General features: G+C 68.1%; 20 protein-coding genes. 16 read left to right on the forward strand and 4 right to left on the reverse strand.

Annotation, left to right across the window (positions count from 1 at the left end; genetic code table 11):
* Positions 1–19: 19 nt before the first annotated feature.
* Both ABTV68_RS19620 and ABTV68_RS19625 read left to right on the forward strand, forming a co-directional pair.
* Positions 20–622: a metal-dependent transcriptional regulator gene (locus ABTV68_RS19620; protein WP_433675350.1), complete on the forward strand. Its 603-nt coding sequence runs from the start codon at positions 20–22 to the stop codon at positions 620–622.
* Positions 623–677: 55 nt separating this feature from the next.
* Positions 678–2,588: a M3 family metallopeptidase gene (locus ABTV68_RS19625; protein WP_433675351.1), complete on the forward strand. Its 1,911-nt coding sequence runs from the start codon at positions 678–680 to the stop codon at positions 2,586–2,588.
* A gap of 208 nt (positions 2,589–2,796) precedes the next feature.
* On the opposite strand, the gene ABTV68_RS19630 is transcribed toward ABTV68_RS19625, so the two are convergent.
* The 3 genes from ABTV68_RS19630 to ABTV68_RS19640 all read right to left on the reverse strand — a co-directional run bounded on the left by ABTV68_RS19630 (position 2,797) and on the right by ABTV68_RS19640 (position 6,290).
* Positions 2,797–3,735, reverse strand: coding sequence for a nucleoside hydrolase (locus ABTV68_RS19630; RefSeq protein ID WP_433675352.1), 939 nt, complete (start codon positions 3,733–3,735; stop codon positions 2,797–2,799).
* A 256-nt stretch (positions 3,736–3,991) separates the two neighbouring features.
* Entirely contained in the window at positions 3,992–4,969 is a 978-nt protein-coding gene (locus tag ABTV68_RS19635; protein ID WP_433675353.1) for an SDR family NAD(P)-dependent oxidoreductase, read from the reverse strand.
* A gap of 349 nt (positions 4,970–5,318) precedes the next feature.
* Positions 5,319–6,290: a GlxA family transcriptional regulator gene (locus tag ABTV68_RS19640; RefSeq protein WP_433675354.1), complete on the reverse strand. Its 972-nt coding sequence runs from the start codon at positions 6,288–6,290 to the stop codon at positions 5,319–5,321.
* 131 nt (positions 6,291–6,421) lie between these two features.
* On the opposite strand from ABTV68_RS19640, the gene ABTV68_RS19645 reads away from it, so the two are divergent.
* The 4 genes from ABTV68_RS19645 (at position 6,422) to ABTV68_RS19660 (ending at position 9,239) form a co-directional block, all read left to right on the forward strand.
* Complete coding sequence (locus tag ABTV68_RS19645) at positions 6,422–7,423, forward strand: zinc-binding alcohol dehydrogenase family protein (RefSeq protein WP_433675355.1); 1,002 nt, start codon at positions 6,422–6,424, stop codon at positions 7,421–7,423.
* 28 nt (positions 7,424–7,451) lie between these two features.
* Positions 7,452–8,228 carry an HAD-IIA family hydrolase gene (locus ABTV68_RS19650; RefSeq protein WP_433675356.1) on the forward strand — a complete coding sequence of 259 codons (777 nt, stop codon included), beginning with the start codon at positions 7,452–7,454 and terminating at the stop codon, positions 8,226–8,228.
* Positions 8,229–8,245: 17 nt separating this feature from the next.
* Positions 8,246–8,575 carry an L-rhamnose mutarotase gene (locus ABTV68_RS19655; protein WP_433675357.1) on the forward strand — a complete coding sequence of 110 codons (330 nt, stop codon included), beginning with the start codon at positions 8,246–8,248 and terminating at the stop codon, positions 8,573–8,575.
* A 160-nt stretch (positions 8,576–8,735) separates the two neighbouring features.
* Complete coding sequence (locus tag ABTV68_RS19660) at positions 8,736–9,239, forward strand: hypothetical protein (RefSeq protein ID WP_433675358.1); 504 nt, start codon at positions 8,736–8,738, stop codon at positions 9,237–9,239.
* Positions 9,240–9,349: 110 nt separating this feature from the next.
* Here ABTV68_RS19660 and ABTV68_RS19665 read toward each other — a convergent pair whose 3' ends face one another.
* Complete coding sequence (locus ABTV68_RS19665) at positions 9,350–9,619, reverse strand: hypothetical protein (RefSeq protein WP_433675359.1); 270 nt, start codon at positions 9,617–9,619, stop codon at positions 9,350–9,352.
* A 39-nt stretch (positions 9,620–9,658) separates the two neighbouring features.
* Here ABTV68_RS19665 and ABTV68_RS19670 point away from each other — a divergent pair, with 39 nt between their 5' ends.
* The 10 genes from ABTV68_RS19670 to ABTV68_RS19715 all read left to right on the forward strand — a co-directional run bounded on the left by ABTV68_RS19670 (position 9,659) and on the right by ABTV68_RS19715 (position 26,033).
* Positions 9,659–10,537 carry a hypothetical protein gene (locus tag ABTV68_RS19670; protein WP_433675360.1) on the forward strand — a complete coding sequence of 293 codons (879 nt, stop codon included), beginning with the start codon at positions 9,659–9,661 and terminating at the stop codon, positions 10,535–10,537.
* A 64-nt stretch (positions 10,538–10,601) separates the two neighbouring features.
* Positions 10,602–13,019, forward strand: a complete 2,418-nt coding sequence (pepN, locus tag ABTV68_RS19675; RefSeq protein WP_433675361.1) for an aminopeptidase N — start codon at positions 10,602–10,604, stop codon at positions 13,017–13,019.
* A 926-nt stretch (positions 13,020–13,945) separates the two neighbouring features.
* Positions 13,946–14,863 carry a phospholipase gene (locus ABTV68_RS19680; RefSeq protein ID WP_433675362.1) on the forward strand — a complete coding sequence of 306 codons (918 nt, stop codon included), beginning with the start codon at positions 13,946–13,948 and terminating at the stop codon, positions 14,861–14,863.
* 329 nt (positions 14,864–15,192) lie between these two features.
* A complete protein-coding gene (locus tag ABTV68_RS19685; RefSeq protein WP_433675363.1) occupies positions 15,193–15,789 on the forward strand; it encodes a GNAT family N-acetyltransferase in 597 nt (198 codons plus the stop codon).
* 161 nt (positions 15,790–15,950) lie between these two features.
* Positions 15,951–18,740 carry a DEAD/DEAH box helicase gene (locus ABTV68_RS19690; RefSeq protein WP_433675364.1) on the forward strand — a complete coding sequence of 930 codons (2,790 nt, stop codon included), beginning with the start codon at positions 15,951–15,953 and terminating at the stop codon, positions 18,738–18,740.
* Between the two features lie 854 nt (positions 18,741–19,594).
* Entirely contained in the window at positions 19,595–20,446 is an 852-nt protein-coding gene (locus ABTV68_RS19695; RefSeq protein ID WP_433675365.1) for a carbohydrate ABC transporter permease, read from the forward strand.
* Positions 20,446–21,366, forward strand: coding sequence for a carbohydrate ABC transporter permease (locus tag ABTV68_RS19700; protein ID WP_433675366.1), 921 nt, complete (start codon positions 20,446–20,448; stop codon positions 21,364–21,366). The genes ABTV68_RS19695 and ABTV68_RS19700 overlap by 1 nt, the downstream gene beginning before the upstream one ends.
* 39 nt (positions 21,367–21,405) lie before the next feature.
* Positions 21,406–22,728: an ABC transporter substrate-binding protein gene (locus tag ABTV68_RS19705; RefSeq protein WP_433675367.1), complete on the forward strand. Its 1,323-nt coding sequence runs from the start codon at positions 21,406–21,408 to the stop codon at positions 22,726–22,728.
* A 108-nt stretch (positions 22,729–22,836) separates the two neighbouring features.
* Positions 22,837–25,077 carry an FAD-dependent oxidoreductase gene (locus ABTV68_RS19710; RefSeq protein WP_433675368.1) on the forward strand — a complete coding sequence of 747 codons (2,241 nt, stop codon included), beginning with the start codon at positions 22,837–22,839 and terminating at the stop codon, positions 25,075–25,077.
* Between the two features lie 74 nt (positions 25,078–25,151).
* Complete coding sequence (locus tag ABTV68_RS19715; RefSeq protein ID WP_433675369.1) at positions 25,152–26,033, forward strand: LacI family DNA-binding transcriptional regulator; 882 nt, start codon at positions 25,152–25,154, stop codon at positions 26,031–26,033.
* Positions 26,034–26,088: the final 55 nt, after the last annotated feature.

Raw genomic sequence — 26,088 nt, forward strand, 5'->3', positions numbered from 1 at the left:
AGCGGGCTAGATTTGTCACGTGGCATCCCCTGCGGTCGACGACTATCTGAAGACCATCTACGCGCACACCGAGTGGCAGAATGATCCGATCACTCCTTCGGTGCTTGCCGGCGCTCTCGGCATCGCGCCCTCCAGCGTCACGGAGATGGTGAAGAAGCTCGCCGCCGCCGGTCTGGTCTCGCACCAGCCGTATGGTGCGATCCGGCTGACCGACGGAGGCACGATCCGCGCGCTGGGCATGCTCCGCCGCCACCGTCTGATCGAGACATGGCTCGTGCGTGAGCACGGCTATGCCTGGCACGAGGTGCACGACGAGGCCGAGGTGCTGGAGCATGCGATCAGCGACCGCCTGCTGGAATCCATCGACGAGCAGCTGGGTCGCCCCCGATTCGATCCGCACGGCGACGCCATCCCCGATGCCGCGGGCCACATCGAGCGCGAGCCTTTCGTCCTGCTCGGCGATGCGCACATCGGGCACCGGGGACGGGTCCTGCGTGTCAGCGATCGCGATCCGGACCTGCTGTGCGCCATCGAAGACGCGGGGATCCAGGTGGGATCAGAGTTCGTGGTCGGATCCCCGGTGCCCGAGGGTGCCGAAGTCGCCATCTGGCTGACCGTCTGACGCTCTGCCGGGATCGACCCGTGCGATGCGCGCGCAGGGCGCATAGGGTCGAGGGGTGATCGAACCCATCGCTTTCCCTGCCGTCAACGCCGACTGGACCGCCTTCACCACCACGCGCTATGACGATCGTCTGGCCGAGGCGGTCGCACTCGCCGAGCAGCTTAAGGACGGTGCCGACCGCACGTCCCACGAGGTGCTGGAGCTGTGGAACCGCCTCCAGATCGCGCTGATCAGCGTGGTTTCCGAGGCTTCCCTGATCTCTGAGACGCATCCCGATCGCGACATCCGGGCGGGCGCCGAGGAGCGGGTCACGCGTGCCGGCGCCATCGAGGCGCAGCTCATGGCCGATGCCGACCTCGCCGCGGTGTTCGCGGCCACAGACGTGGAGGGCCTCGACACCGATGCGGCACGACTGCGCGAGCATGTGCTGCGTGACTTCCGCCGCGGAGGCGTCGACCTCGACCCGGCCACGCGCGCCGAAGTCACCCGACTCGCCGACCGCGACACGGAGCTGAGTCTCGCTTTCGGCCGCAATATCCGTGAAGGCCGACGCGAGATCCGCGTCACCCCGGAGTCGCTCGCCGGGCTCCCGCAGGATTTCATCGACTCCCACCCGGCGGACGAGGAGGGTCTGGTGACCATCTCGACCGACTATCCGGACCTCATGCCGGTTAGAGAATATGCTCGTGATCGCGCCACACGTTTGGCTATCTCGACCGCGTTCGGCGATCTCGCGTGGCCGGAGAACGACGCGGTGCTCGCCGAACTGCTCGACGTTCGCGAGCGGCGTGCCCATCTCCTCGGATACGGCAACTGGGCCGACTACGAGACCGAGACGCGGATGGTCGGGTCCTCCGCGAATGTGGCTCGGTTCCTCGATGAGGTGGACGAGGCCTCGCGCGACGCGATGATGCCCGAGTACGAACTGCTGCTGGAGCGGCTGCGCGAGGACGACCCGGCCGCCACCGAGGTACTGGCCAGCGACCTCCCCTACCTCCTCGGCACGGTCCGCCGCGAGCGCTATGACGTCGACTCGCAGGTTGTGCGGTCCTACTTCTCGTTCGACCGTGTGCTGGAAGGACTGCTGGACACCTCGGCACGGCTGTTCAGTCTCACCTATATTCCGACCGCGGCATCCTCCTGGCACGAGGACGTGCGCACCTACGACGTCTTGCAGGGCGATGAGCGCATCGGACGCATTCACCTGGACCTGCATCCGCGTGATGGCAAGTACAACCACGCAGCCTGCTTCCCGATCGCTCCCGGTGTCACCGACGTGGTACTTCCCGAGGCCGCGCTGGTGTGCAACTTCTCCCGCGGCGCGATGGAACACGACGAAGTCACGACCTTCTTCCACGAGTTCGGGCACCTGGTGCACGCCATCCTGGGCGGCCGCCAGCGCTGGGCGCCGTTCTCCGGGGTCGCCACGGAGTGGGACTTCGTGGAGGCGCCCAGCCAGATGCTGGAGGAGTGGGCGTGGAACCACGACGTGCTGCGAACCTTCGCGCACAACGATGCGGGAGAGGAGATCCCGGCCGCGCTGGTCGATCGGATGCGGACGGCGGACGCGTTCGGACGCGCCCTCGGTGTCCGCACGCAGCTGGGTCACGCGCGCACGTCCTTCCACCTGCACGTGGATCGTCCCGCCGACATCGCCACCGCCGTGGAGGGGTACTACGAGTCCGCCAGCCCGGTGCGGCGACTGCCGAACACGCACTCGTATGCGGGCTTCGGGCACCTCACGGGATACGGCTCCTGCTACTACACGTATCAGTGGAGCCTCGTCATCGCCCGCGATCTGCTCACCGGCTTCGATGCGGATCTGATGGCTCCCGGCCCCGCCCAGCGCTACCGCGACATGATTCTGGCTCCCGGCGGCTCCCGCGATGCCGCGGACCTCGTCGAGGCCTTCCTCGGCCGTCCCTATTCGGTGGACGCCTATCGAAGCTGGCTCACTCAGGGCTGATCCCCGCCCAGAACGCCCCGGCCCGGCATCGCCCTCCTCCGCCAACACCATTCCCCGCGAGACTTCCGTCTGTGGGCGACAATCGGCGCCACGCGCTGATTCTCACCCACAGACGGAAGTCTCGCGGTGTCTGCGACCGCGGTGACGGGCACGGGGACGTATGTCGAACGCGGCCGGGTGGCGTTCAACCGAGCGGAGATCTCATCGATTACGCCAGCGTGCGAAGCGCCGCCACCACACGATCCCAGAATGCGGAGACGTCAAGCGCGGTGACGACGTGGACGTTCGGCTCGCGTCGCAGCATGCCGTCGAGATCGACGCTGGTGGCACCGCGGGTCTCTGGCCCGACCAGCTCGACGTCGAGCCGGGTGTGTACCGACGTGATGGTCTCCGGTGCCGCGAGCACCGCGACCGCAACCGGATCGTGCAGCGGGCCCTCCGGCATGCCGAAGACCTCGTTGTTCGTCGCGCAGAAGAAATCCAACAGTTCGGCGCCGAACCGGCCGGTGTTGTTCGACACCGCCGCCACGCGCTCGCGCACCTCGGGAGTGACCAGTGCGGTGTGCGTGACGTTCAGGCCGACCATCGTGAAGCGAATCCCGGATCGCACCACGATATCCAGCGCCTCCGGATCCACCCACGCGTTGAACTCGGCGTACGGTGTGACGTTGCCGCGCTCCGTGGATCCGCCCATCCACACGATCTCGCGGATGCGCTCGTGCAGTTCGGGATGATCGCGCACCAGCAGGGCGACGTTCGTGATCGGACCGGTGGCGATGATCGCGACCGGCTCGTCGGAGGAGGTCAGGACGTCCACCATCAGAGCGGTGGCATCCCGGGAGTCGAGCTCGAATCCGGCGGGTGGCAACTCCGGGCCGCCGAGGCCGTTCTCACCGTGGATCCACTCCGCCGTCTCCAGCTCGCGCTCCAGCGGCTCAGCCGCACCCGCCGCGACGGGGACATCCGTGACACCTGCGACCGTGAGAACCACGCGCGCATTTCGCTCGGTGTGCGAGAGCCCGGCATTGCCGCCGACAGCAGTCACACCGCGAACGTCCAGGCGATCGCTGCCGAGCGCCAGCCAGAGGGCGAAGGCGTCGTCGTGTCCGGGATCGCAGTCGATGAGCACGGGGATCGGTGTCGTCACCTGCCCATCCTCCCACCGCTCGGGCGCGGCCTGCGGCCGAGGTCTAGTTCGTTCGCAGTCACGCGTTCCGCACCGTTGTCCGGCCCGAGCCTGTCGCCAACGGAGGACATTGTCGCCAAAAGAAGACGCACACTCGGATTTGGTCCTCCATTCGCGACATCGTCCTCCGTTGAAGCCGGTCGCCGCTCGACCGGACGCCGGCGGAATCGCCCGGGCGACGGCCCGCTGCCCTCAGCGAAGCGAAACGCGGCCGCCCTCAGCGCCCGAAGCGAGCGAAGGGCCACACCGTGCGCGTCGCGTCTTCACAGAACGCCCACGCCGCCGCACCGACCTCCGGCTCAGCGCTGATCGCCGTCAGCGGGTTCCGGGCGTCGCGGTCGGTGATGCGCGGCTCTCCGCGCAGCCGTCCGACCGGACCCACCATGTCGCCAGGTCCGACCGCGGGATCGATGAGGGCGCGCACCTCGTTCGTCGCCCCCGCCTCCTTCGACTGCGCGATCGGGGCCTGCAGGTTGGCGAAGAATCGCTTGAGGCGCGAAGGTTGATTCACCCCGGCGATTCCCGCGGAACGTCCCCCCAACGAGTAGCCCGGATGGGCGATCACGCTGGCCACTGGCACGTCGGCCGCGCGCAGACGTCGGTCGGCTTCGGCCGCGAGCGCCTGGACCAGGAACTTGGACTGCACGTACGCACGCGCCACCTTGTATCCCGCTTCGAGCTCCGGCGCGAGGTCCCGGGACCGCCACGACGCCACCGACACGGACCCCAGCCACACCATACGCGCGCCGGGGGTGCGGAGACCGGTGCGAGCGAGCGCCGGAAGAAGCTCACCCCCGAGGGCGAAGTGACCGAGCACGTTGGTCTGCAGCACCAGTTCGTGCCCTTCGGCCTCTTCACGCTGCTTGGGCGGATGCACAACGCCGGCGTTCAAGATGATCCCGTCCAGCCGCTCACGTGAGCGCAGGGTGGCCGCCGCAGAGCGGATCGATCCGCCCTTGGTGACGTCAAGGAGGATCGACTCAGTCGATGCTTCTGGCACCCGACGCATGATGGCCGCACGAGACGCGGAGAGGCGATTCGGATTGCGACCGCTCAGGATGACGTGAGCCCCGGTGCGCGCGAGCTGTGCTGCGGCGAAGAAGCCGAGCCCCGCGGTGGCACCCGTGATGAGAAACACCCGCCCCGTCTGATCCGGCAGGTGCTCCGTGTCCCAGGCAGGATCCGTTCGCGCCACGGTGCCACAGTATCCCGCTCGGCGTGCTCGCTGCGGCATACGCACCGGCGTCGCGACATCCGCTCTGCCGCATCGCATCGCGACCGGACCTCGCAACGCACCACGCAAGCTCGTGGGCACCCGAGACTCAACACGTAGCGGCCCCCGGACGCACGGGCCTCACCGCACACCGTGGCGTTCGCGACAGCGCATTCTCCCCGCGCGCGCACGGATCGCCATCCCTCGCTCTCGCACCGCGGTCGTGATGCACCACTCAGCGCGCAGTCCCGAATCCGCACAATCGCGGTGCCCACGACAGCGCACTCTCCGCTCGCGCTGCAGTAGCCCGCGCACCGTGCGGGGCGAGCCCTCAGCGGACGCCGGCCCCCGGACGCGAGGTGCGAAACCGCCGTCGATACGTCGTCGGAGAAACACCGAGCGCAGACACCAGATGGGTGCGCAGCGATGTGGGCGTCGCATATCCCACCGCAGCCGCGATGTCGCTCATCCCCAGGTCGGTGCGCTCCAACAGCTCTCGGGCCGCCGTCAGCCGTTGGCGCGTCAGCCACTGGCGCGGCGAAAGTCCCGTCTCACTGCGGAATCGGCGCGTGAAGGTCCGCTCGCTCATCAGCGCGTGGCGCGCGAGCTGCGTGATGGTGAGCGGCTCATCCAGGTGTTCCAGCGCCCAGGCACGGGCGCGACTCGTCGAAGCGTCAGCCACCTCCGGGACCGGCCGTTCGATGAACTGCGCCTGTCCGCCATCGCGATGCGGGGCCACCACGCACCGCCGGGCGACGCGATTCGCGAGTTCGGCTCCGTGATCCACCCGGATCAGGTGCAGGCAGAGATCGATGCCGCTGGCGACGCCGGCCGACGTCAGGATGTCGCCGCCATCCACGAAGAGGACGTTCTCGTCCACGGTGACGTGCGGATACCACTCGCGAAACAGCTCCGCGCACTGCCAGTGGGTCGTGATGGTGCGCCCAGCAAGCAGCCCCACCGAGGCGAGAGTGAACACCCCGGTGCAGATGGACACGATCCGTGCTCTCCGGGGGATCAGGGCCAGCGCCGCGCGCACGTCATCGGTAGCCTGACGCCGCAGGAGCGATGTGTCGATCGGGGTGACGATGACCGTGTCCGCGTCGGCCAGAGCTCGCGTTTCGGTGGTGGGAACCACATCGAATCCGGCGTTCGTGCGAATCGGGCCACCGGTCGGGGTGACGAGGGAGACTTCGTAGGCGCCGTCGGCGGCTCCGAAGACCCGCGCGGGGATGCCGATCTCGAACGGATACGCGCCGTCCTGGGCGAGGACGACCACGCGGTGCGGCGAATGGGAGCGCATGACCCGATTCTATCGATCGGTTCTGAACCAGCCACTGCCGATCAGCCGCTCGAGGGCCAAAGTTCGACAGTTCCGGGCCAGCTCTCCGACGATCCGGCCGTCGCCCCCACGCCCCGTGGAACTCTGAGCGCATGAACGCAGAGACCAACACCATGATCGGATTCTCCGAGTCGCTCGCGCCGGGCGCATTCGAAGCACGGCAGGGCGCGATCCCCGTGCCCGAGTCAGGCGAACTCGTCGTCCGCGTGGAGGCCGTGTCGGTCAATCCGGTGGACGTGATGCGCCGCTCCCAGCCGCCGGCGGGCGACTTCGGCATCCTGGGCTACGACGCGGCCGGGGTCGTGACGGCCGTCGGTGCGGGCGTCGACGGATTCAGTGTCGGCGACGAGGTCTTCTACGCCGGCAGCCTGGCGATGGCGGGAAGCAATCAGCGATTTCAGCGCGTCGCGTCCCGACTGGTGGGCCACAAGCCGCGCAGCGTGACGTTCGGCGAGGCCGCCTCGCTCCCGCTCACCGCGCTCACCGCGTGGGAGACGGCGTTCGATCGGTTCGGGCTGAAGCGTGAGTCGGCCGGTGACCTTCTCGTCGTGGGCGCCACGGGTGGCGTGGGCTCGATCCTGACGCAGCTGGTGCGGACCCTGGCACCGGAGGTGCGGGTGATCGCCACCGCGAGCGCGGCGAACGCGGACTGGGCCCGCACCATGGGTGCCCACGAGGTCGTCGATCACCACGGCGACCTCGCGTCTCAGGTCCAGGCGCTCGCGCCGCGAGGCGTGTCCTGGCTCTTCACCGCGCATTCGTCGGGTCAGGTGGAGACTTATGCGCGGGTGGTGGCACCGTTCGGAACCATCGTCGCGATCGACAACGGCCCCCGCGACGTGTCGCCGCTGATGCAGAAGAGCATCGCCTGGCTGTGGGAGCTGATGTTCACCGATCCCCTGTTCCTGCCGGATTCCCGTCACCAGCAGTGGATCCTCGATCAGGTCGCCGGCCTGGTCGATTCGGGTGTCGTCCGCGCCACATCGACCACGAATCTCGGAACGATCAGCGCCGATTCGCTGGAGCGCGCACACGCTGCGATCGCGACCGGACGTACGGTCGGCAAGATCGTTCTGGAGGGCTGGGCGGACTGACCGACGGGACGCGCCATATGCTGGGCACATGGCGCGTCCCGAAGACATCGAGTGCTGGCTGACCGACATGGACGGCGTGCTCGTCCATGAGAACTCGGCGATCCCCGGCGCCGCCGAACTGCTGGCGCAATGGCAGGCCGCGGGGATCCCGTTCCTGGTGCTCACCAACAACTCGATCTTCACTCGTCGCGACCTCAGCGCCCGCCTCAAGCGCAGCGGCATCGTGGTTCCCGAGGAACACATCTGGACGTCGGCGCTCGCGACGGCGGAGTTCCTCAAGCAGCAGCACCCGGGCGGCAGCGCGTTCGTGATCGGTGAGGCCGGACTCACCACGGCCATGCACGAGGCGGGCTACATCATGACCGACACGAAGCCGGATTACGTGGTGGTCGGCGAGACACGTCAATACTCGTTCGAGGCCATCACGCGCGCGATCCGACTCATCGACGGCGGCGCGCGATTCATCACGACCAACCCCGATGCCACCGGCCCGAGTCGCGAGGGTCCGCTGCCCGCCACCGGCGCCTTCGCGGCGCTGATCACGAAGGCCACCGGCAAGGAGCCCTATGTGGTCGGCAAGCCCAACCCGATGATGTTCCGCACGGCGCTCAATCAGATCGGCGCTCACTCGCTGAAGACCGCGATGATCGGCGACCGCATGGACACCGACATCGTCGCCGGCATCGAGGCGGGGCTGCACACGATCCTCGTGATGACGGGCATCAGCGACCCCGCCGAGGTGGAGCGCTACCCGTTCCGTCCGTCCGAGATCATCGACTCCGTCGCCGACCTCGTCGGCCGCTGAACCCGCGAAGGAAGAACATGCGCGTCGCCCTGCACTCCGTCCTGCGTCCCGGTGCCGAAGCCGAGTACGAAGCCGATCACGCCACGATCCCCGCCGACCTCGCGGAGACCTTCGCACGCATCGGCATCCACGACTGGACGATCTGGCGCAGCGGTCGCGACCTCTTCCACCTGGTGGAGTGCGACGACTTCGCCGCCGCGATCCGTGCACTCGCCACGGACGAGGCGAATGCCCGCTGGCAGGCGTTCATCGGTCGCCATGTGGATCACTTCAAGACGTTCCGTGACGGCGACGACGAGCAGGCGATGCCCGAGGTCTGGAGCCTCGCCGCGCAGAACGCAAGCTGACGCCGAACACCTCGCGGACCCAGCGAGGGGCACCGACACGGGTCCCCGGACGCGCTGTCAAAACGCCGCGGCGCGCCGGGTCTCGGGGCCCTGGACTAGCGGCGACGCCCCCGCGTGTGACAGTGTCGGCTGCACAATCGAATCAGAGTCAGGGGGACTCATGAAGCGCAGGGTCACGCTCGCGGCAGCGGCACTCGTGATGACGACGCTCATCACGACAGGATGCTCGAACCAGACGGCAGACGGCACGGACACGGCGGACAGTGCATCGCCATCGGCTGCCGGAGAAGTCGCCACGTTGGCTCCAGATTCCGCGGGAGCAGAAGTCATCACGGCGAGCGCCGGCGACGCACTCACGTGCGGACATGCGCTGGAGATCTCCGGGACCGCGTGGAGGTCGGAGTTCCGGCTCGCGAACGGTGACATCGATGAGGCCGGGTTCTCCGCCGTCGAGCTCGTCCTGCGGGATTCGTGGGCCACGATCGTGACAGGAGAGGCGCACGGGGAGGTTACCGCCGCGGCCACCACGGTCAGCAAGCTTGCGGCGGACGGTGCGGATCTGAACGGCGAGGAGTTCCAGACGGCCACGCAGCGCCTGGCCGACGCGTGCGCCGCGGGAGGCATTGCACACGCGGTGCGTGCCCTTCCCGGGCAGGGTGGCTGAATCGCCGCCCGCACGACGACGACCGAACCGCCGTCACGCCCGACGGCGCACCGGGTCACGTCGCGAGCGCAGGAACATGCGCCGCATCCATGCGCATTCCGGCACGACACTCATTCATTCACCGCACGCTCATGCGCTCGCGACATCAGCGCCCGCGCGCGGCGAGCCACGCCCGTGGGGCGATACTCATCGAGCACCACCGCGCAGCCGTCCTCGTCGATCGCGAACACCGAGATCCAGTCGGCGGACTCGTGGATGTAGTACGGCGCGATCATCCGTCCGGCACCGTCGATGCACGTGTCGGCGCGGAGATGGAGCCAGCGGTCGTCGATGAGGCGCTCACTGGACACGATGGCCCACGGCTTCGGCATTGCGGTCATTCGTCGAACGTAGCCGAAGGCGCTGGATACCCTGGGGTCATGCTCCCCGGACTCGATGCCGTGAACTTCGAGCCGCTCACGCGTCCGCTCGATGCCGCGGCCGTGCGCGAATCCGAGCGCCGTTCGGGAGTCTCACGGCTGGGCGGCGTCGCCGCCACGGGTTGTGCCGTGCTGGTCGTGATCGTTCTCGGTCTGCTGTTTGCCGGATGTTTCGCGCTGGGAACGCTGTCGGGGGGATCGCCGTGGTGGTGGCTGCCCTCCGGAGTCGTCCTCGTGCCCACGCTGCTCTTGGTTGTCTGGTTGGTGCGTCGCGAAGTGCACTCCTTTCGCACTGGGCCCGAGACGCGCTGGCGGTTGGCTGAGTTTTACGCTGCCAACGAGGTAGAGCCCATCGCGGAGATGCCCGATCCGCTGTATCGCAGGTACTTGCTGGTGGACGACTCCCTGCCGTCTCCGCGACTTCTCAACGTGAGCCGGTGGTGCGATGGTGCCGTGGAGGTGGGACGGATCCTCCACACGCTGCCGGGGCGCAATGGCATGCACACGGTCAAGAACTGCGCATACGTGCGCATACCGCTCGGGTCGTCAGGCCTGGATTTCGTGCTCGACGCTGGCGCGAAGAATGCCCCGTGGCAGGGCGGAACGCTGACCACCGTCGGCCACATCCGCGAAAGCGCCGAACTGGAAGCGGCAAACGGCACGAGGTTCACTCTCTGGACCTGGCGTCAAGACCTGACTCGTGCCACTGCTCTGATGGATCCGGAGTTGCTCGAGCTTCTCAGCCGCTTCACGGCGGATCTGGTGATCCGCGATGGGCTCGCGCAACTCATGTGGAACACGCCGCTACAGTTCGCTGACGAAGCGCGGTGGCGTTGGATCTTCGAGGTTGCGGGCGCGTTGCGCGCACGACTGGGGTGATCCATCCGCTGTCGCGCGGGCCTGCCGCCGGGGGCATGTCGGCCCCATCGCATAGCCTCGACATGTGTCTCTGACGTTGCAGGAAGCCCGTGTCCGTGCCGAGCTCATCAGTGAGGTCGACACCGTCGCCCACTTTGATGTGACCTCGACCGATCGGTACGCGTTCGATGTCACGATCTCCTTCTCGTGCGCGACGCCCGGGTCGTCGTCGTTCCTCGAGCTCGTAGGGGCTGAAGACGTGATCGTCGACGGAGTGCCGGCGTCGTACGACGGACAGCGCATCGTGCTGAGCGATCTGTCCGCCCGCAACGAGGTGCGGGTTCGGGCGACGATGCCCTACGTCACCGACGGCGACGGCATGACGGCGGTCACCGATCCGGCCGACGGTGAGCGGTACGTCAGCGCTTACACCGCGATGGATATCGCCCAGCGGGTGCTGCCGTGCTTCGATCAGCCCGACCTCAAGTCCACGTTCACCGTATCGGTCACCGCGCCGTCGAACGCTACCGTGCTCGCAAACGGGCGGTTCGACCGCCGCGAGGAAGACACGTGGTTCTTCCGTCCGACGCCCGCATTCTCGTCGTACATCTTCTTCTTCTGCACGGGCCCGTTCGTCTCCATCGAGTGGGACGAGCCGTACGCGCTCGCCGAGGGCGGATCGCTGCCGTTCGGCTGGCACGCCCGCGCCTCCCAGGAGCCGCAGCTGCGGCGCGAGATCGATCGACTGCGTGCGATCACGTCCGCCGCGTTCGCGTATTACACGTCCGCCTTCGACGAGCCGTATCCCTTCGAGGACTACCAGCAGGTGTTCACGCCGGGCCTGAACTGGGGAGCGATGGAGTTCCCCGGGTGCGTATCGTTCCGCGACGAGTACCTCACTCCCGGCGAGCCGACCGCGGTGGAGCAGGCGGGTATGAACTCCGTGATCGCGCACGAAATGGCGCACATGTGGTTCGGCGACCTCGTCACGTTCCGGTGGTGGGAGGACTCGTGGCTGAACGAGTCCTTCGCCGACTACATGGGCTACGAGGTCGGCGGTCGCGCCAGCGGGACGTCCCTCTGGACGGCGGCGGCCTTGGGTCGCAAGCCCACGGCATATCGGGCCGATTCGCGTCGGTCGACGCACCCCATCGCGGAGGACGCGGAGAACCTCCCCGATGTGGATACCGCGTTCTCGAACTTCGACATGATCACGTACGCGAAGGGCAACGCGGTGCTGCGTCAGCTGGTCACGTGGCTCGGCGAAGAGGACTTCCTGCGCGGGGTCAACCGTCACCTGTCCGCGCATCCCTTCGGCAACGCGTCGCTGGCCGACTTCCTCGGCGCGCTCGACTCCGCCACAGACCGCGATGTGCGGGCGTGGGCGGATCTCTGGCTGCGCACCACCGGGTTCGACACGATCGTCGTGACCCGCGACGGGGATGTTCCGGTCCTGACGCGCGTCGGCTCGCGCCCGCACCGATTCCATGTCACCGGGTTCTCGGAAGACGGGTCGGTGGTGCAGGAGGAGCTCGTCGATCTCGCCGATGAGCCTGTGCGCCTTCCCTCCTTCGCGGGGCTCGTCGTCGTGCCGAATTCCGCCGACGAGACCTACGCCGAACTGCACCTCGACGCCGAATCGCGCGCGGGTCTCGAGCAGGTGCTCGGCGCGATCGCATCGCCACTCACGCGCGCTCTGCTGTGGTCCACCGCGGTCGCCGAGGTGGAGCGTGGCGCACGCACGGCGGCATCCCTCGTCGCGCTGGCCGGTTCGCAGCTGGTGGGCGACACCGACCCGACCGTGTTCGAGGGTGCGAGCGCGGCTGTGCTGCGCACTGCGATCACGCACAGCCGTCGCGACGACCTGCCCGCGGTGCTGGAGCAGCTCGCGGCTCTCGCCGACGCGGTGCTGGCTTCCGGTGATCCGCTTCGCGAGGCAGCCGCGGCCCGGCTGTTCGCACGAACCGCCGTCGATGCCAGGGCACTGCACGAACGTCTCCAGTATGCGGAGGATCAGGCGCTGCGGTGGCTCCTCGTGGCACGGCTGGCCGAGCTGGGTGACGCGTCGGCGATCGATCCGGAAGCCGCCCGCGACAACACCACGTCCGGCGCGCACGCCGCCATCCGCGCCCGCGCAGCCCTGGCGGACACAGCGGCGAAGGCGACCTGGGCCGAGCGGCTGGTCAGCGGTGAACTCACCAACCGCGAGCTGAGCTCGGCCGCCCTCGGCCTCTGGGGAACGGGGCAAGCGGATCTCGTCGCGCCGTGGATCGTGAACGCGCCGCGGGAACTCGCTGCGCTCGCGCAACGCTCCGGTCAGGCGATGGGCAAGCTGATCGCCGCCGCTCTGCCGTTCTATCCGCTCGCCGATTCGGGCGAGGCGTTCGCGGCGGCGCTGCGCGCGTCGATCGATGCGGGGCTTCCCACCGTGGCTGCCCGCGGGTTCAACGATCACCTCGACGACGTCGAGCGCGCCCGCGCCGCGCACGCGCATCGGCGGTAGTCCGACGCGTTGGGGCCCGCGGACTGGGGACGACGACCGTCGGCGTATCTCAGTGCACTCCGTCGGTGCTCGAATCGGCGCGCCATGACGCGAAACGAGGACATTTTCGTCAACGGAGGATGAAACGCGGCCGAGCGTGGAGAGTCGGACGATATTTCCTCGTTTCGTGACGCCCGCCCCCATCCATCGACGTGAATGCACCGACTCCAGCCGTGACCTGCCTCGCGGTATGGCACCCCGCCAGGTCTCAGCCGCGCCGGGAACGTCCACGCGACCGTTTGCGGACCGCAGCCGTCGGCGGGCGGCGTGCAGCAAGGCGGTCTGTCGGCGTCGACCCCGGCGCGCCATGACGCGAAACGAGGACATTGTCGCCAACGGAGGATGAAACGCCGCCGAGCGTGGAGAGTCGGACGATATTTCCTCGTTTCGTGACACTCGTTTCCGTCCAGCGACGCGAACCCACCGACTCCAGCCGTAACCTGCCTCGCGGCATGGCACCCCGCCAGGTCTCAGCCGCGCCGGGAACGTCCACGCGAGGACGGCGCAGGCCCGCGCACGGAGTGCTCGATCCTGGATTTCGCGCACAACGCTCCGCGGTTTTGCGCGAACCCTCAACTCTCTTCTCAAACGATCAGGCCTTTTCGCAACCGAGCACCCCGCGGGAGCGATCCCGTCGACACCAGACCCCTCGCGATCCCTGTCGCTCACTGCGATCGCGGCGGCTCTCGGCGCACGCGAATGTCCACTCCAACGCGGTCCTGTTACCAAACCGTGACATAACGATTCGACGTGACGGGTTGCATTTTCCTCCCAGGCTTCGTCCAGGTCCCACAAAAGACGGCCGTTGAGGCTCGCTGAGTCGCACCCGAGCGACCGTGCCACCCTCCCTGAACCGGCGCGCCCTGACCCCCTGTCCGCTGGAGATCATGACTTCTTTCGCTTCGACCGATCCCGCCCTCGCGTCGCGACGCACTTATCGCGACTCACACCGACCGACACGTCGCCCTCACCGGCTCCGCACAGTGATCGCGATCGGCCTGGGCGTCGTCACCGGCCTCGCCGCCGGAACCGCGCCGGCCCTCGCCTCGCAGGAACCCGCTCGACTGGCCGCATCACCGGAGGTCATCAGCCCCGTCGCGCCGATCAACACGGACATCCTGGCGTCCGTCGACAACTCCCCCGCCTCCGAGGTGTTCGATGCAGCAGAGGCGGCCATCGCGGATGCCGCCGCCGCGCGCGATGAGGTGACCGCCTCCGGTCTCACTGTCACCGTGCCCGCTCCCGACTCGTCGGCGCTGAGCACCGTGCTCGTCGATCACGCAGAGGTTCGCACCCTTCCCCGTCAGCTCGTGCTGGGCGTCACCGACCACATCACCGCGGAGACGACGGAGCTGGCAGCTCAGACTGCGACGTACCGCGCCGGGCTCGCCGATGCGCAGGCCCAGCATGATGCCGAGGTCCTCGCCGCGCAGCAGGCCGCAGAAGCCGCGGCCGCCGCAGCAGCACAGGCCGCAGCCGAAGCGCAGGCCGCCGCGAACACCCCCGAGGGTGCCAAGGCAACCGCGCGCGAGCTCGCGTCGTCGCTGTACGGCTGGGGCGAAAGCCAGTTCTCGTGCCTGGAGTCGCTGTGGATCAAGGAGTCCGGCTGGAACTACCAGGCGTATAACCCGAGTGGCGCCTACGGCATCCCGCAGTCGCTCCCCGGCGACAAGATGGCCACCGTCGCCGACGACTGGGAGACCAACGCCACGACGCAGATCACCTGGGGCCTGCAGTACATCAACGGCAGCTACGGCTCTCCGTGTGCCGCCTGGAGCCACTCCCAGGCCACCAACTGGTACTGACTCACACACCTCCCGCGAGACTTCCGTCTGTGGGCGACAATCGGCGCGTTGCGTGGATTGTCCCCCACAGACGGAAGTCTCGCGGGTTATGGGTTGCGGCGCCGGAGTCGCGAGTTAGGGGTCGGCGGGCCGAGGTCACGAGCTATGGGCTGCGCGGCAGGAGACGCGGTTACTGGTCGCGGGGCCGAGGTCACGAGGGATGGATCGCGGGCCGGGGCCGCGAATTACGGGCGACCTATGGGTTGCGGCGCAGGGGCCGCGAGTAATGGGCTGCGGGACGAGGCCGCGAGGGAGAAGTCGCGGGGTATTCGGGGACGTATTCTGAGCCGGTGAGTGCTGAGATCCCCGATCCGACCGACGAGCGCACAGAGATCGCGTGGCCGCTGCGCACCGAACGCCTGCTGATCCGCCCGGCGACTGCCGCGGATGCTGCCGCCGTCTGGAAGTACCGGAGTCTCCCCGACGTGTACGAGTGGATCACCGCTGCACCGCAGTCCTTCGTCGAGTTCGAGTACCACTTCAGCGCCCCGGAGCGCCTCGCCCTCACGCTCATCGTGGAGCTGTCGGGCGACGAGCCTCAGGTGATCGGCGACCTCATGCTGCGACGCAGTGACGCCTACGCGCAGGCCGAGGTAAGAGACCGCGGCCGCGATGCCGAGGTCGAACTCGGATGGGTGCTGGATCCCGCGTACACCCGCCGGGGATACGCGACCGAAGCCGTGCACGCTGTCATGAACGCGGCGTTCGATCAGCTCGGAGCCCATCGCGTGATCGCCGCCTGCTTCGCCGCAAACGAGCCCTCGTGGCGCATGATGGAGCGGCTCGGGATGCAGCGCGAGGAGTACAGCCGCGCCAGCTCGCTCCATCGCTCCGGTGAGTGGATGGACAGCATGACGTACGCGATCCTGTCCACCGATCCGCGCTGAGGCGACGGACAGCGGACACAGAGCGCGCGCGGTATCGCCGTGTCCGAGGCGGTTCACCTGCGTCGACACGGCTCGTGTGTGTTCTTTCACGCCACCCCACCGACACCTCGACCCGCAGCGCAGCACGCTTCAATGTCGGAAGCCGCTGAGAGAATCGAGGCATGGCGGGGGCGGGATCGGACTGGAAGGATCAGCTCGCTCCTGCGCCCGATGAAGAGGAGTTCGCCACGGTCGGCCTCCTCTTCCAGCTCCGAACACTCACGCGCACCGGAGCGCAGTGGACCGCCCCGCAGGCCAAGCCGGCGGATGCCGTGCGCGCTCGGGGCATCCAACGACTCGCCGTCCGTCCCGCGCTGCGCAGCTCGGCAGGGAACTGGACCACCGGCCAGGTCACTTGGAGCTCACTGAAACACAAGCATGAGCGCCTGCACCTGGATCGGCGCCACGTGAACTGGTTCGGTCAGTTCGTCGCGCTGCATCGCAATCGCACGGAGGGATTTCGCGCGACGGAGTCGGACTGGCTCTACCTGGACGACTTCGCCAGTCCGCTGCTCTGGCCCCTGCTCGCGGAGGGTGCGGGCCTCGGCATCCCCTTCGTCACCGGCAAGCGCTCGACCGATGTCCGCGTCGCCGACACCGCCGAGGTCCACCTCGAGCTCGTCCGCGATGCGGGCACCGAGTCGCTGCGCCTTACGCCGGAGGTGCGGGTGAACAGCGAGTCGATCATTCCCACCGGCACCATCGGCGATCACGGTCTTTACCGGTGTGAGTTCCACGGCGGCCTGCACGTGCTGCTCGCTCCCGTCAGCGCGGAAGCCACCGACGTCCTCCGCTGGGATCAGCCCTTCCTCCGCATCCCGGGCGAGGATGTCACCGAGTTTCTAAAGCATTACCTCCCCGACCTCGCCGCACGGCTCCCCGTCACCGGCCGCGGCGTGAAAGTCCCCGACATCACCACTGCCACGGTGCTGCAGGTGCACTTCGACGATGACGCACTCACCACCCGGTGGGGCACGCGCACCGGCACACGATGGAAACCACTGGCCGATCCACCGGAACTGGAACTTCCGATCCCTCTCCAACCTCGTCTCGAGGGTGCGGAAGCCGCAGCATTCGTCACCGAGAGCATCCCGGTCATCGAAGCCTCGGGGATCATCGTGGAACGCCACGGCGAAGACCCCGGGTACGTGCATCGCCGCGACGATCCCACGCTCCAGTTCAGCGCCGTGCCCCGCGAAGGCGACAACGACTGGTTCGATCTGGGCTTCGTGGTTCTGATTGGCCCGTACACGGTCGCTCTCAAAGACATCTTCACCGCGCTCAGCCGCGGGCGCGACAAGCTGCTCATGGTCGACAAGAGCTGGCTGTCGCTGAATCATCCCGTGTTCGACGCGCTGCGAGAACTCATCGACGAAGGCACGCAGCTGCGCGAGTGGGAGACCGGCGCCATCGTTCCCCGCACGCGCGCCGACCTCTTCGAACCCTTCGAGGACACCTCTGACCAGACCCCGGAGGCGCGAGAGTGGCGTCGCGCTGCGCGGGCGCTCACCCAACCGCCCGCACCGATCGACGCTCCGCCGCTGCTGCAGGCCGATCTTCGGCCCTACCAGCTGGACGGCTTCCGCTGGCTCGCCCACCTCTGGGATCACGGGCTCGGCGGGGTGCTGGCCGACGACATGGGACTCGGCAAGACGGTGCAGACCATCGCGCTGCTCGTCCACGCGGCAGGAACCGGATCGCCGTTCCTCGTGGTGGCTCCGACTTCGGTCGTGGGCGGCTGGTCGGACGAGATCGCCCGATTCGCTCCGCACCTGCGGGTCGCCGTGATCGCCAGCACGAAGGATGAGATCCCCACCGACACCGACGTCGTGATCACCTCCTACGCGATCCTCCGTCTCGAGGCCGATCGTCTGACCGCGCGCACGTGGGCGGGTGTGGTGCTCGACGAAGCGCAGTACGTGAAGAACCCCGGCTCCCAGGTGCACGAGGCGGCGCGGCAACTGAACGCTCGGATGACCATCGCGCTCACCGGCACCCCGCTGGAGAACTCGCTCACCGATATCTGGGCCATCTTCCGCATCGTCGCGCCGGGTCTGTTCGCGTCACGCATCACGTTCGCGAACCGATTCATCAAGGCGCACAGCGCGGAGCGCATCGGCGAGCTGCGTCGTCGCCTGCGGCCTCTTCTGCTTCGACGCACCAAGGCCAACGTCGCCTCCGAGTTGCCGGAGAAGTCGGAGCAGATCGTGCACGTGGACCTCGATCCCGCGCATCGCGCGCTCTACGACCGATACCTCCAGCGCGAGCGGCAGAAGCTGCTGGACCTCGTCGAAGACCTCGACCGCAACCGGTTCATCGTGTTCCGCTCCCTCACCCTGCTGCGCCTGCTCGCCCTCGATCCCCGACTCATCCCCACCGAAGGCGAAGAGGCGCCGCAGGAGATTCCGTCGGCGAAGCTCGACGAGCTGATCGACCGCATCTCCGACCTCGCAGCCGAAGGACACCGGGCGCTCGTGTTCAGCCAGTTCACGGGCTATCTCGCGCTCGTGCGCGAACGACTCACCGCGGCGGGAATCGATCACGAATACCTGGACGGCGCCACCCGACGACGCTCCGCGGTGATCGAGGACTTCCGGGCCGGCGAAGCTCCCGTTTTCCTCATCAGTCTGCGCGCGGGCGGAGTCGGACTCACCATCACGGAGGCGGACTACGTCTTCCTCCTCGATCCGTGGTGGAACCCCGCCGCCGAAGCTCAGGCCATCGACCGCACGCACCGCATCGGTCAGACGCGGCCGGTGATGGTCTACCGGCTGGTCGCGCGCGACACCATCGAGGAGAAGGTTCTCGCCCTCGGCGAGCGCAAACAGCGGCTCTTCGACGAGGTCATCGACGGCGGCGACCTCTTCGCCGGCGAGCTCACAGCGTCCGACATCCGTGGCCTCCTCGGCTGATACACCCCCGGTCGCTGCCAGGCGGCGCAACCCACCGGCGCGATCCCGCGGCGCAACCCGCCGGCGCAATCCGGCGGCGCAATCCGGGCAACGCCGCCGCTGGTCTCAGAAAGTGCTCGTCTACCGCCACCATCCGCCACTTATTGAGACCAACCTGTCGACTGGTCTCAACAATTGTCGGACCGCGGGTTCCCATGAACATCTTGTGAGACCAGAACGCAAAACACCTGAGCAGCAACGCCCGACGCCGATGCTTCGATACTCCGCCTCGCCACGACGCCCCTCGCCACGACACCCCTCGCAACGACACCGACGACGGACGCCCAGCGAGCGTCATCCCCGACGCCGGCGACCTGAGCGATCCCGACGACGGAACCCGGCGGGGTCACCCTCGACCCCGGTGAACTGAGCGCCGCCGACACGTCGCGCATCGCTGGTGATGTCGGGGACCCCACGACCGCCTTCCTCCGCGAGCGCGGGGATGCCGGTGGCAGGTCGCGACGCGCCCAGCAACGAAGGAGTGTGCTCGCACGGCAGCCGAAGCAGCCGTCGTCCCGACAGGCACCGAAGCGGCGCTGTCGCCCGCGCTGCCACCCAGCGTTCACGGCGACGGGGATGCTCCAACTCATTCTTTACCATTTTCAATCAATACACACCAATACCAATCGGTAGTCACTCTGGAGTTGACGGACGCCTATGCACCCCGGCATGCTGAAAACTCCACTGATCATCCGGGTCAACCGCCGCATCGTCGCGTAGCGCCCCCTCGACGCCGAGGAACTCCCATGACGTTCACCCTCAATAGAGAACAGAACATCACAAAAGAAACCAAACCTCGTCGAATCTCCGACGGGATGTTCGCCGTTCTCCTGGCCGCTCCCGGTCTCGCGCTGCTGCTGGCGGTCGTGGTCTATCCGCTCGTCACCGCACTGGTGACCGCGTTCTTCAAGCAGAGCCTCGTGCTCCCTGGTCGCGAGTTCGTCGGCCTGCAGAACATCGTCGACATCCTCACCGGCGACTTCGCCCGGCTGCTGGGTCAGACCCTCGTCTTCACGCTGGGAACGACGATCTTCCCGTTCATCATCGGCATGGCGCTCGCCCTCGCCCTGAACACGCGGATCCCCGGCGGCAAGACGCTTCGCGGACTGATGCTCCTGCCGTGGCTCATCCCCGGCGTCGTCGTCTCGTTCCTCTGGATGTGGATCTTCAACGCCAACTACGGCGTGATGAACGCTCTTCTGCAGGCGCTCGGCGTGATCAGCGAGCCGCAGGCGTGGCTGGCGCAGCCCACCACGGCGATGATCGCCGTCATCGTCGCCAAGACCTGGCAGTCGTTCCCCTGGATGATGGTGATGCTGCTCGCGGGCCTGCAGACCGTGCCGAAGGAACTGCACGAAGCGGCCGAGATCGACGGCGCCGGCACCATCCGCCGCTTCTTCTCGATCACCGTTCCCCAGATCCGCGGCATCATCGGCCTCGTCCTGCTCCTGGAGTTCATCTGGAACTTCCAGCACTTCGACATCATCTACGTCCTCACCGGTGGCGGCCCCGCCGGTTCCACGCAGACCTTCGCCACGGCCGTCTACGACACCGCCTTCCACGGCTTCGACCTGGGCCACGCCGGCGCGCTCGGCCTGCTCTGGATGATTCTGCTGATGGGTCTCGTCGTCGTGTACGTGCGCTTCTCGGAGAAGGGGGAGAAGTGATGACCATCACCGAACGTCCCGCCCCCGCCACCATCACGGAGATCCCGATGAGTACCGCCACCCCGCGCCAGCGTCGCGCCAACCCACTCCGCTCCGAGAGTCGCGGCGTCCGAATCAGCGCGTGGATCGCCGTGATCATCTGCGGCGGCTTCGCCCTGCTGCCGATCTACTGGCTGCTGGCCACATCCCTCACCCCGCGCACCGAGGTGTTCGCCTTTCCGCCGCGGCTGTGGCCCAGCGAGATCTCGTTCGAGGCCTACGCCTCCCTCGTGAACAACCCGACGCTGTTCACGTATCTCGGCAACAGTGTCATCGTCTCGGTGGTCACCGCCGTGCTGTCGGTGCTGGTGTCGGCGTACATGGGCTACTCGTTCTCGAAGTTCCGCTACCGCGGACGCCGGTCGCTGATGTACTTCGTGCTGGCCTCGCAGATGTTCCCGCAGGCGCTCCTGCTGGTCACGCTCTACACGGTATTCGCGGCCTACAACCTGCTGAACACCTACACCGCGCTGGTGCTGTCGTTCACCACGTTCACGCTGCCGCTGTGTGTCTGGATGCTGAAGGGCTTCTTCGACACGATCCCGGACGAGCTGATCGAAGCAGCCCGCGTAGACGGCGCCTCACGACTGCGGATCATTCACTCGATCATCCTGCCGCTGTCGGCGCCGGGACTCATCGCGGCCGGACTCTTCGCCTTCGTCCGCGGCTGGAACGACTTCGTGTTCGCCCTCACGCTGGCCGGTCCCGACAAGCAGACCCTGCCTCCCGGCCTGGTCAACACCTACATCGGCGAAGCCTCCACGGCCTGGCCCGAGTTGATGGCCGCCTCACTCGTGGTGTCCCTGCCCGTCGCCATCGCCTTCATCGCCCTGCAGCGCTTCCTCGTCGGCGGTATGACCGCCGGCGCGGTCAAGGGCTGATCCCACCCATCGCAAACACACCCTCGAAGAGGAGGACTCATGTCCGAGACCCCCGTGCTCCGCACACCCATCACCCGCCGTCAGGCCCTCACCTGGCTCGGCCTCGGCGCCGCAGCCGCCACGCTCGCCGCCTGCGCTCCCACCGGATCCGGCGCGGCACCCGGCACCGCTCTGTCCACCGGCAGCGCCGCCAAGCCGACGGATTTCGCGTTCGCCAGCTGGTCGCTGACCGAGGAGGCGTCGGCGCCGGCCATCAAGGAGCTGCTCGCCGGATTCGAGTCGAAGGACTCCATCTCGATCAAGCAGACCTCCTTCCCCTACAACGAGTACTTCAACCAGCTGATGCTGCAGGTGCGCGGCGGTCAGTTCACCGGCGCAGCGCACGTCGACGTGGCGTGGCTGGCGTCCCTCGCCGCGCTCGGAAAGCTCGCCGATGTCTCCGCGTTCACGAAGGGACGCGGCTACACCGACTCCGCCCTGGAGGCTGCGCAGTACCAGGGCGTTCAGTACGCCTTCCCGTGGACGATCGGCGCGATCGGCCTCGTCACGAACTCCGAGATCCTCGGCAAGGCGGGCATCGACGCGAACGCCTTCCCCACCTCCATCGACGACTTCGAGGCCGCCCTGCTGAAGCTCAAGGGACTCGGCAACGGGCTCATCCCGTACGCGGCGTCGACGAAGGCGGCACAGCTGAAGGACATCCTCATTTGGATGCAGACGTTCGGATCGACCCTCGTGAAGGACGGCACAGTCACCATCGGCGACGACGCCAGCATCGAGGCCGTCACCTGGTACAAGAGCCTGTACGACCAGGGCCTGATCGCCGCCGACGTGGATCGCTTCGATGCCCGCTCGCTGTTCGCGCAGGGCCGCACCGCCATCTACGACGATGCTCCCGTCGGCCGCAGCTCGGTGCTCAAGGACTCGCCGGATGCGAGTCTCGCCGACAAGCTCGTGCCCGTCTCGCGTCCGGTCCTGAAGTCCGGCGACACCCCGCGCGCGCTGGTCTGGGGTGGCGCGATCGCTGTCATCACCGGCGCAGGTTCGGAGACGGCGGCGGAGTTCGGCCAGTGGGCCACGAGCGACCTCGACACCGTGCTCGCCGACTACGCGAACCGCGGTCTGCCGCCGGTGACCACAGAGGCGCTCGCCTCCGACGCCGTCACGTCCGATGCGTTCGGCTCCCTGTTCAGCGAGCGCATCACCGCGACGGCGACCACCAACCCGTTCTGGCAGTACCCGCAGTACGCGCAGATCGAGAGCACCATCGCCGAGAAGGTGCAGGCCGTGCTGGTCGGCTCCGCGACCCCCGCCGACGCGATGAAGGCCGCGGGCGAGGCCGCACAGAAGCTGATCGCCTGACCCGGTGCCCGCCGACGCCGCGCGTCGGCGGGCACGCCCCCGATTTCGCACCACCGCTGCATCGTCCACAGAGACGGCAGCATCCCGTCCCGAAAGGACACCGCCATCATGCGCACCCAGACCGTCGAAGCCGACATCATCGTCGTCGGAGGAGGCCTGGCCGGTGTGAGCGCAGCCGTTGCCGCAGCGCGGCAGGGCCGCTCCGTCGCCCTCATCAACAACCGCCCCGTCCTCGGTGGCAACTCGTCCTCGGAGGTGCGCGTCTGGGTCTGCGGGGCCACCGCGCACGGCAATCAGCGCTGGGCCCGCGAGAGCGGGATCATCGGCGAGCTGTACGTCGAGAACCAGTTCCGAAACCCCGAGGGGAACCCCGTCTACTGGGACGACGTCGTGCTGGACACGGTGCGCCGCGAGCAGAACATCCGTCTCTTCCTCAACACCGAGGTCTCCGAGGTGGAGGCGTCCGGTCCGGAGGACGCGCGCCGCATCGATGCGGTCACGGGGTGGACGATGGGCAGCGAGATCCGCACCCGCTTCACCGCGCCCATCGTCCTGGACTGCACCGGTGACGGTCTGGTGGGGGCCATCGCGGGCGCACGCCACCGCCTCGGCAAGGAGGGACGCGCCGAGTTCGGCGAGGAGTGGGCGCCCGAGGAGCCGGCGCGCGAGTTCCTCGGCTCCACGCTCCTCTTCTACACGAAGGACGTCGGCCGTCCGGTCAAGTACGTGGCGCCCGAGTCCGCCATCGACATCTCGCGCACGCCGATCCCGACGTCACGCGTCATCCGCTCCGGCGATTCCGGCGCGCACTACTGGTGGATCGAGTGGGGCGGCGAGCTCGACATCGTCGACGACAACGAGCGCATCCGTGACGAGCTGCGGGGAGTGATCCTCGGCATCTGGGACTACATCAAGAACTCTGGGCGCTTCGACGCCGACAACCTCACCCTCGAGTGGATCGGCAATCTCCCGGGCAAGCGCGAGTACCGCCGTTTCATCGGCGACTACACGCTGACCCAGCACGACGTGATCGATCAGACCGCGTTCGACGACGGCGTCGCCTTCGGCGGCTGGTCCATCGACCTGCATCCGGCCGCGGGGATGTACGCGGAGGGCGCGGGCGCGCTCCAGCGCTTCTCCGACGGTCTGTTCGAGATCCCCTTCCGTTCACTGTACTCGCAGAACGTGCAGAACCTGCTGTTCGCGGGTCGCGACATCTCGGCCACGCACGTGGCCTTCGGCGCCGCGCGGGTGATGGCCACGTGTGCCGCGATGGGTGAGGCGGCGGGCACCGCGGCGGCGATGTGCATCGAGCGGGGGATCACGCCGCGCCAGCTGCACGACGACGCGCGCGAGGACCTGCGTCAGCGGCTGCTGCGCTGGGACGCCTCCGTGCTGGGGGTGCGCAACGAGGATCCGGAGGACCTCGCCCGCGCCGCCCGGGTGACCGCGTCGGGGTATCGCCGGAGCATCGTCGCGGGCGAGCCCGAGACCGCGCGCGAGCTGTCCCTCACCGACGACCTGGGCATCGTCATCCCCGTGGATCCCGTGCTGGCATCGGTGCGGCTGTGGGTCGCGGCGTCCGAAGACACCACCCTCACGGTGGAGGTGTTCAGCACGGGTCGCCGCCAGAACGTCGTGCCGGCGCACCGCGAGCACGCCGCGACGGTGCCGGTGTCTGCCGGGCCCGCGCGGTGGATCGAGGTGCCCGCAGCCTTCGCACCGGAGGAACCGCAGAACGCGGTGGTGGTGCTGCGCGCCAACCCCGCTCTGACCGTGCACACCGACGCCCTCACTCCGGGCACGCTCACCCTGGTGCACCGCCTCGACAGCGACGACCAGAACGTGTCGATCAGCACCGATGAGCTCCTTGTGCAGTGGCCCACCAAGCCGTTGCGCGGGCGAGCCCTCGTGTTCCGCGCCGAGCCTGCGTCACGCGCGCTCGCCCCCGAGCGCGCCATCGGCGGCTACCAGCGTCCGTTCGGCGGCCCGAACCTGTGGGCGTCCGATCCCCTCGCCAAAGGCGATGCCGAACTCCGCCTGGACTGGGACACCGCGGTGACCGCCCGCGAGGTGCGCCTGGTCTTCGACGACGACATGGACCTGGAACTGAACACTCTGCACCACCACCGCAGTCCGGATGAGGTGCTGCCGCAGCTCGTGCGCGACTACCGCATCGAGATCCACGATGAGTCGGGCTGGCGGGTCGTGGCGGAGGTCGCGGACAACCGCCATCGCCACCGGATCCACCCGCTCCCCGACACCCCGTTCGACGCCCTGCGCGTCGTGGTGACGGCGACCAATGGTGCTCCGGAGGCGCGTATCGTCGCGCTGCGGGTGCAGTCGTGACGCGTGTGCCGGCCCGGCCCGCTACGGTGAGTGCAAGAGCGGCATCACGAGCAGCCGCATCGAGGAGCGGGGCAGTGAGCGCAGCAGCACAGGGTGATCTCCCCCAGCGCCGTCGGCGCACCGGAGTCATCGCCCTCGCCGTGCCCAACCTGGAGGAGCCGTACTTCGCCGAGCTGACCGCGCTGCTGTGTCGGCGCGCGAACGATCGCGGGCTTGCCATCCTCATCCAGCAGACCGAGGGCGACCACGAGCGGGAGGTCGACATCGCGAACGGTGTCGGGCTTCCCGAGACCGACGGGCTGATCCACATCCCGCGCGCTCTCACCGTGGCCGATCTCACCCGTCGCACCTCCCCCGGGCCGCTCGTGCTGCTGGGCGAGCACATCCAGATCAGCCCGTTCACGCACATCACGATCGACAACCGTCGGGCTGCCGCGGACGCCACCGCGCATCTCGCGGAGGTGGGCCGTCGCCGCGTGGCCTTCATCGGCCCGCGCGACTCGCGTCCGTCGGATGCGGCCGATCAGCGGTACGCCGGCTACCGCGAGGCGGTCGCCGCACACGATCTGGCAACGGACGCCGACCTCACCGTGTCGGTGGACGCGTTCACCGCGGCCGAGGGAGCGCGCGGCGTCGCCCAGCTGCTGGCCTTGGGGGTGACGTTCGATGGCGTTTTCTGCTCGAACGACTCGATCGCGTTCGGCGTGATCAGCGCGCTGCAGGGTGCGGGACTCCGCGTGCCCGAGGATGTGGCGGTGATCGGCATCGACGGTGTGCGCGCCACGGAGTTCGCCTCTCCACCGCTGTCCACGGTCGCACCGGACAAGGACGCGATCGCGTCGGCTGCCCTCGACGAGCTGGACCGCCAGATGCGCACCCCGCCCGGTCGCGATATGCCGGTGCAGCACGTGACGGTGAAGGCGAGTGTCATCGCCCGCGCCAGCACCAAGCGGTGAACGTCGGATTCGGCGTCGCTCCGGCGCGGCGCCGGGAGAGGCCGGGAACCCGCAC

This window comes from Microbacterium gorillae (assembly GCF_050990725.1).
In the GTDB taxonomy this organism is placed as follows: domain Bacteria; phylum Actinomycetota; class Actinomycetes; order Actinomycetales; family Microbacteriaceae; genus Microbacterium; species Microbacterium gorillae_A.